At 70.4% G+C, this 7,197-nt stretch carries 7 protein-coding genes and 1 pseudogene; all 8 read left to right on the top strand.

The features are described from left to right. Positions 1–86: 86 nt before the first annotated feature. On the top strand, positions 87–632 hold the full coding sequence (ruvC, locus tag QMK30_RS25520) for a crossover junction endodeoxyribonuclease RuvC (RefSeq protein ID WP_283520661.1): 546 nt from the start codon (positions 87–89) through the stop codon (positions 630–632). Continuing rightward, on the top strand, positions 629–1,258 hold the full coding sequence (gene ruvA / locus QMK30_RS25515) for a Holliday junction branch migration protein RuvA (protein ID WP_283520660.1): 630 nt from the start codon (positions 629–631) through the stop codon (positions 1,256–1,258). Before ruvC ends, ruvA begins: the two co-directional genes overlap by 4 nt. 17 nt (positions 1,259–1,275) lie before the next feature. Then, positions 1,276–2,343 carry a Holliday junction branch migration DNA helicase RuvB gene (gene ruvB, locus QMK30_RS25510; RefSeq protein ID WP_283520659.1) on the top strand — a complete coding sequence of 356 codons (1,068 nt, stop codon included), beginning with the start codon at positions 1,276–1,278 and terminating at the stop codon, positions 2,341–2,343. A 165-nt stretch (positions 2,344–2,508) separates the two neighbouring features. After that, the gene (yajC, locus tag QMK30_RS25505; RefSeq protein ID WP_283520658.1) at positions 2,509–2,991 is read left to right on the top strand and encodes a preprotein translocase subunit YajC; all 483 of its coding nucleotides are present in this window, start codon (positions 2,509–2,511) and stop codon (positions 2,989–2,991) included. Between the two features lie 143 nt (positions 2,992–3,134). Continuing rightward, the gene (secD, locus tag QMK30_RS25500; protein WP_283520657.1) at positions 3,135–4,886 is read left to right on the top strand and encodes a protein translocase subunit SecD; all 1,752 of its coding nucleotides are present in this window, start codon (positions 3,135–3,137) and stop codon (positions 4,884–4,886) included. Between the two features lies 1 nt (position 4,887). Then, entirely contained in the window at positions 4,888–6,018 is a 1,131-nt protein-coding gene (gene secF, locus QMK30_RS25495; RefSeq protein WP_283520656.1) for a protein translocase subunit SecF, read from the top strand. Further along, complete coding sequence (locus QMK30_RS25490) at positions 6,015–6,554, top strand: adenine phosphoribosyltransferase (protein ID WP_283520655.1); 540 nt, start codon at positions 6,015–6,017, stop codon at positions 6,552–6,554. Before secF ends, QMK30_RS25490 begins: the two co-directional genes overlap by 4 nt. Positions 6,555–6,878: 324 nt before the next feature. Continuing rightward, a pseudogene (locus QMK30_RS38915) lies at positions 6,879–7,197 on the top strand (GTP pyrophosphokinase); the annotation flags it as partial.

The following is a 7,197-nucleotide window of genomic DNA, read 5'->3' as shown; positions in this document are numbered from 1 at the left end:
CCCCCCCCCCCCCCCCCCCCCCCCCGCCGCTTTGTCACTGGTAGCCGATAGCCTGCACAAACAGGTGATCGAGGGGAGGGGACGGCGTGCGTGTGCTGGGCGTGGACCCGGGGTTGACCCGGTGCGGTGTCGGCGTGGTCGAAGGAGTCGCCGGCCGTCCCCTGAAGATGCTCGGGGTCGGCGTCGTGCGTACGGCGGCGGACACGGAGCTGGGGGACCGGCTGGTGGCCATCGAGTGCGGAATCGAGCAGTGGCTCGACGAATACCAGCCACAATTCGTCGCCGTGGAGCGGGTGTTCAGCCAGCACAACGTGAGTACGGTCATGGGCACCGCCCAGGCCAGCGCCGTCGCGATGCTCTGCGCCGCCCGCCGCGGCCTGCCCGTCGCCCTGCACACGCCGAGCGAGGTGAAGGCGGCGGTCACCGGCAGCGGCCGGGCCGACAAGGCCCAGGTCGGCGCGATGGTGACCCGGCTGCTGCGGCTGGAATCCCCGCCCAAGCCGGCCGACGCCGCCGACGCCCTCGCGCTCGCCATCTGCCACATCTGGCGCGCCCCCGCGCTCAACCGACTCCAGCAGGCGCACACCGCAGCCCGCGCGCCCCGCATCCCCGTACGGAAGGCCACGCGATGATCGCGTTTGTCAGCGGCCCGGTGGCCGCACTCTCCCCGAACACCGCCGTCATCGAGGTCGGCGGCATCGGTATGGCCGTCCAGTGCGCGCCCAACACTCTGTCCACCCTGCGCATGGGCCAGTCGGCGAGACTCGCGACCTCCCTGGTCGTGAGGGAGGACTCCCTCACCCTCTACGGCTTCGCCGACGACGATGAGCGACAGGTCTTCGAGCTGCTGCAGACCGCCAGCGGCGTCGGTCCACGCCTGGCCCAGGCCATGCTCGCCGTGCACTCGCCGGACGCCCTGCGCCTCGCCGTGTCGACCGGCGACGAGAGGGCGCTCACCGCCGTGCCGGGCATCGGCAAGAAGGGTGCGCAGAAGCTCCTCCTTGAGCTCAAGGACCGCCTCGGCTCGCCGCTGGGCACCGGCGGGCACCTCGGCGCCCAGCGCATCGCGACCGGCCCCGCCCCGTGGGGCGAGCAGCTGCAGGCCGCCCTGGTCGGCCTCGGCTATGCGGCACGCGAGGCCGAAGAGGCCTTGGCCGCGGTCGCGCCGCAGGCCGAGGCCGCGCTCGCCGATGGCGTCCAGCCTCCCGTACCGCAGCTGCTGCGCGCCGCACTCCAGACCCTCAACCGCGCCCGCTGACCGAGAGATCCACACTCATGAACTGGGACGAGACCGGCCCCGAAACCGACCAGCGCCTGGTCGACTCCGGCACCGACGGCGAGGAGCAGGCCGTCGAGGCCGCGCTGCGCCCCAAGGACCTCGACGAGTTCGTGGGCCAGGAAAAGGTCCGTGAGCAGCTCGACCTCGTCCTGCGGGCGGCCAGGGCGCGCGGCGCCACCGCGGACCATGTGCTGCTCTCCGGCGCCCCGGGACTCGGCAAGACCACACTCTCGATGATCATCGCGGCGGAGATGAACGCGCCGATCCGTATCAGCTCCGGCCCCGCCATCCAGCACGCGGGTGACCTCGCCGCGATCCTCTCCTCCCTCCAGGAGGGAGAGGTCTTCTTCCTCGATGAGATCCACCGGATGTCCCGCCCGGCGGAAGAAATGCTCTATATGGCCATGGAGGACTACCGGGTCGACGTCATCGTCGGCAAGGGCCCTGGCGCCACCGCCATCCCGCTCGAACTGCCGCCGTTCACCCTCGTCGGCGCCACCACCAGGGCCGGCCTGCTGCCGCCCCCGCTGCGCGACCGCTTCGGCTTCACCGCGCACATGGAGTTCTACGAGCCGTCCGAGCTGGAGCGCGTCGTCCACCGCTCCGCCCGCCTCCTCGACGTGGAGATCGACGGCGAGGGCGCCGCCGAGATCGCCGGACGCTCCCGCGGCACCCCTCGTATCGCCAACCGCCTGCTGCGCCGCGTCCGGGACTACGCCCAGGTCAAGGCAGACGGCTTCATCGTCCGGGACATCGCCAGGGCCGCCCTGAAGGTCTACGAGGTCGATGCCCGTGGCCTCGACCGCCTGGACCGCGCGGTCCTCGTCGCCCTGCTCAAGCTCTTCGGCGGCGGTCCGGTGGGTCTCTCCACGCTGGCGGTGGCGGTGGGGGAGGAGCGCGAGACGGTCGAAGAGGTTGCGGAGCCCTTCCTCGTACGGGAGGGACTGCTGGCCCGCACCCCGCGCGGGCGGGTGGCGACTCCCGCCGCCTGGGCGCACCTGGGACTCGTGCCGCCGCAGCAGGGGCAGGGCGGAAGCGGACAACCGGGCCTCTTCAGGGCGTGACGGCGCGGAGGGTGGCCGGGGCAGGAACCACGGTGCCATGCTGGGCGTTGTTGCATTGATGCGGACTCGCTTAGACTCCGCCGATGCCGCCCTTCCAGGTCGGCACGCCCACCCCCGTATATCAGGCCGCCCATCTGTGCGGTCGTGCGAAGGAAGTTCCGTCCCGTGAGTATCGTGACCCTCCTCCCCTTCATCGTGCTCATCGGGGCCATGTTCCTGATGACCCGGTCCGCCAAGAAGAAGCAGCAGGCGGCTGCGCAGATGCGCAACGAGATGCAGCCCGGCACCGGCATCCGGACGATCGGTGGCATGTACGCCACCGTCAAGGAGGTGCACGACGACACGATCCTCCTTGAGGTCGCGCCCGGCGTGCACGCCCTCTACGCGAAGAACTCGGTCGGAGCGGTCCTCCCCGACGAGGAGTACAACCGCATCGTCCACGGCGACCCCGCGATCGAGGCCGACAGCCCGGTCGTGCCGGACGACGCCTCCTCGCTGACCGACTCCTCGGACGACGATGTCGCGCACATCGACCTCAGCAAGAAGCCCGAGACGGACGACGCCGAAGCGGTCGCGGTCACCGACGAGCCGGCTGTCGACGAGCCGAAGGACAAGAAGGCCGACGGCGAGGACGACGCGAAGAAGTAGTCACGTAGGGGGACCGTGGAGCGCCCACCGGCGTACCCCGGTCCCCGGATCGTGTCGACTTCCGCGGGGCAGTGCCTCACACACTTCGTGGCCGTCCGAGCGCTCACCCAGCGCGGGGCGGTTGGACAGGGAGAAACGAAAAGGTGGCAGCACCGAAGAAGGGCCGTAGGCCCGCGGGGGCTCCGGGGAGGCCAGGGCGCGCCCTGGGCCTGATTCTGGTCCTCATGGTCGCGCTTGTCGGCGGAATGTTCTGGTCCGGCGAGACCACGCCGCGCCTGGGCATCGACCTCGCCGGCGGTACGAGCATCACGCTCAAGGCCCAGAGCGAGCCCGGGAAGCCCAACGCGGTCAACAAGACCAACATGGACACCGCCGTCAGTATCATCGACAGCCGCGTCAATGGCCTGGGTGTTTCCGAGGCCGAGGTCCAGACCCAGGGCACCGACAACATTGTTGTCAATATCCCCAAGGGGACCAACGAGCGACAGGCCCGGGAGCAGGTCGGTACCACCGCTCAGCTCTACTTCCGGCCCGTGCTGGCGCTCGATGCCGGTGTCCCCGCGCCCAAGCCCTCGGGCAGTCCGTCCCCGGGCGCCACGGCCGGCGACAAGGCCGCGGACAAGGACAAGGTCACGGACGGCGAGTCCACGCCGACCGCGACCCCGTCGTCCACGACCCAGGGCCGCGCCGTCACCGACGCGCTCAAGAAGGATGAGACGCCGACCCCCAAGGCCAGCGGGTCCAAGACCCCCGAGCCGTCCGGCACGCCTGCCGCGGACCCCGCGACCGCCGAGCTGGGGAAGAAGTTCACCGCCCTGAACTGCGCCGACGACGTCGCGCGGACCAAGGCCGGTAAGGGCGTCAAGCCCGAGGACCCGACGATCGCCTGTGGCAAGAACAGCCAGGACCAGTGGGAGAAGTACATCCTGGGTCCGGCCGCGGTCAACGGCAAGGACGTCGACGACGCCAGTGCCGAGCTGGACACCCAGCGGGGTGGCCAGTGGAAGGTGAACATGGAGTTCACCGGTGGCGGGTCCAAGAAGTTCCAGGCGATCACCGGCAAGCTGTCGACGCAGCAGCCCCCGCAGAACCAGTTCGCCATCGTCCTCGACGGCGAGGTCGTCTCGGCCCCCTCGGTCAATCAGACCTTGAGTGCCAACGCCGAGATCTCCGGCAGCTTCACCCAGGAGTCCGCCCAGGAGCTGGCGAACATCCTGTCGTACGGCGCGCTGCCGCTCACCTTCCACGAGGAGACCGTCACCACGGTCACCGCGGCGCTCGGCGGTGACCAGCTGGAAGCCGGACTGATCGCCGGTGCGATCGGGCTGGTCCTGGTCATCATCTATCTGCTCGCGTACTACCGGGGACTGGCTTTCGTCGCGATCGTCAGCCTCTTCGTCTCGGCGGTCCTCACCTACTCGCTCATGACGTTGCTCGGACCGGGCATCGGCTTCGCGCTGAACCTGCCCGCGGTGTGTGGTGCGATCGTTGCGATCGGTATCACCGCGGACTCCTTCATCGTGTACTTCGAGCGCATCCGTGACGAGATCCGCGAGGGCCGCACCCTCAAGCCGGCCGTCGAGCGCGCCTGGCCGCGTGCCCGACGCACCATCCTGGTCTCGGACTTCGTGTCGTTCCTGGCGGCGGCCGTGCTGTTCGCGGTGACCGTAGGCAAGGTGCAGGGCTTCGCGTTCACGCTCGGCCTGACCACCCTGCTCGACGTGGTCGTGGTGTTCCTCTTCACCAAGCCGCTGATGACGCTGCTGGCCCGCACGAAGTTCTTCGGCCGGGGTCACACGTGGTCCGGCCTGGACCCGAAGCGGCTCGGCGTCCAGCCCCCGCTCCGTCGTACCCGCCGCGTCTCCTCCGCCCCCACCGACCCGAAGGAGGCCTGAGATGTCGCGACTCGGCAGCCTCGGCGCCCGGCTCTACCGCGGTGAGGTCGGTTACGACTTCGTCGGCAAGCGGATGATCTGGTACGGCCTTTCGATTCTGATCACCATCACGGCCATCGTCGGTCTGGCGGTGCGCGGTCTGACGATGGGCATCGAGTTCGAGGGCGGTGCCGTCTTCACCACGCCCAAGACGAGCCTCTCCGTCGCGAAGGTCCAGGAGGACGCCGAGAAGGCGTCCGGACACGACGTGATCGTCCAGGAACTGGGCAACGGCGGCATGCGGATCCAGATCAGTGGTCTGGACACCGCCACCGCCACCCCGGTCCAGGACGCGCTCGCCAAGGACCTGGACGTCCCGGCCGACAAGATCAACGCCGAGCTGGTCGGCCCCAGTTGGGGTGAGCAGATCGCCAACAAGGCCTGGACCGGCCTTGCGATCTTCATGGTGCTGGTGGTGATCTATCTGGCCATCGCCTTCGAGTGGCGGATGGCCGTCGCCGCCCTCATCGCCCTGATCCACGACCTCACCATCACCGTCGGTGTCTACGCGCTGGTGGGCTTCGAAGTCACACCGGGCACGGTGATCGGCCTGTTGACGATCCTTGGTTACTCCCTCTACGACACCGTCGTCGTCTTCGACGGACTCAAGGAGGGGTCCAAGGACATCACCAAGCAGACCCGCTGGACCTACAGCGAGATCGCCAACCGCAGCCTCAACGGCACGCTGGTGCGTTCCATCAACACCACCATCGTGGCGCTGCTCCCGGTGGCGGGCCTGCTGTTCATCGGCGGCGGTGTGCTCGGTGCGGGCATGCTCAACGACATCTCGCTCTCGCTGTTCGTCGGCCTCGCCGCCGGTGCGTACTCGTCGATCTTCATCGCTACTCCGCTCGTCGCCGACCTCAAGGAACGCGACCCGCAGATGAAGGCGCTGAAGAAGCGTGTGCTCGCCAAGCGGGCCGCCGCGGCGGCCAAGGGCGAGTCGGCCGAGGGTTCGGACCGGTCCGACGGCTCGGACGAGCCGCAGGACCGGGTCGAGGGCGAGGCCGCGCCCGCCGGTGCGGTCGTCGGTCAGCGCCCCGCCGACCGCGGCCCCCGTGGCCGAGGCAAGCCCTCGGGCAAGCGGCGATGACCAGCACCCAGGAGCTCCTGCTCAGCCGCATCCGGGACGTTCCGGACTATCCGAAGCCGGGAGTGATGTTCAAGGACATCACCCCCCTGCTCGCGGACCCGGAGGCGTTCACGGCCCTCACCGACGCCCTCGCGGAGCTGTGCGTACGGCACGGCGCCACCAAGGTCGTCGGCCTGGAGGCGCGCGGCTTCATCCTGGCCGCGCCGGTCGCGATCCGCGCCGGCCTGGGCTTCATCCCTGTGCGCAAAGCGGGGAAGCTGCCCGGGGCGACGCTCTCGCAGGCGTACGAGCTGGAGTACGGCACCGCCGAGATGGAGATCCACGCCGAGGACCTGGCCGCCGATGACCGCGTCATGATCATTGATGACGTGCTCGCCACCGGCGGCACCGCCGAGGCGGCGCTGGAGCTCGTCCGGCGGGCCGGGGCCCAGGTGGCAGGCGTTGCCGTGCTCATGGAGCTCGGCTTCCTGAACGGCCGAGCCCGGCTGGAAGGGGCCCTCAAGGGGGCACCGCTGGAGACTCTGATCACTGTCTGACCTGCACTGATGTACGTATGAGGCGGGCCCGGGGGCAATCCCTTGGCCCGCCTCATACGTCCCCGCCGCCCCCGGCCCCGGGCGAAGGCGAAGCCAGGGATCGTTACCATGGGATTTCCGGGCCTGACCGGGGGACCCGGATCCCCACGAGGAGCGCTCTTGCCAGACGAGGCCCAGCCACTCTCCCCCAGCGCCCGTCCGGGGGACCCCGAAGCCGCGCAGCCCGGCCCCAAACAGGCCGACCGGGCCGCGGCGGGCACGGTCACGCCCGCGAAGAGCGGCGCTCCCGCCGGCACCACCCAGGGCGCGGAGCCCCCCAAGGCGATCGGGACGACCGAGGCCCCCGGCACCACCGGGGCAGCGCAGGCCGCCGAGCCGGCCAAGAACGCCGAGCCGGCCAAGAACGCCGACAGCGTCAAGGCCGCCGAGTCCGCCAAGGACGCAGCGGTGACCCCACAGCCCAAGGCCGCCCCCGAGCCGACCGACGGCGCCTCTCCCGCCTCCGCCCCCAAGCCGGCCCAAAGCTCCGCCCCGCGCACCGGCGGCGGCTCGTCCAACCGCGTCCGGGCCAGGCTCGCCCGCCTCGGCGTGCAGCGCACCAGCCCGTACAACCCGGTCCTGGAGCCGTGGGGGGGGGGGGGGG

The sequence above is a fragment of the Streptomyces sp. H27-C3 genome, from assembly GCF_030063415.1.
GTDB lineage: Bacteria > Actinomycetota > Actinomycetes > Streptomycetales > Streptomycetaceae > Streptomyces.
Note: the sequence above shows the minus strand (reverse complement) of the source record. Positions and strands in the feature narration are given on the sequence as shown.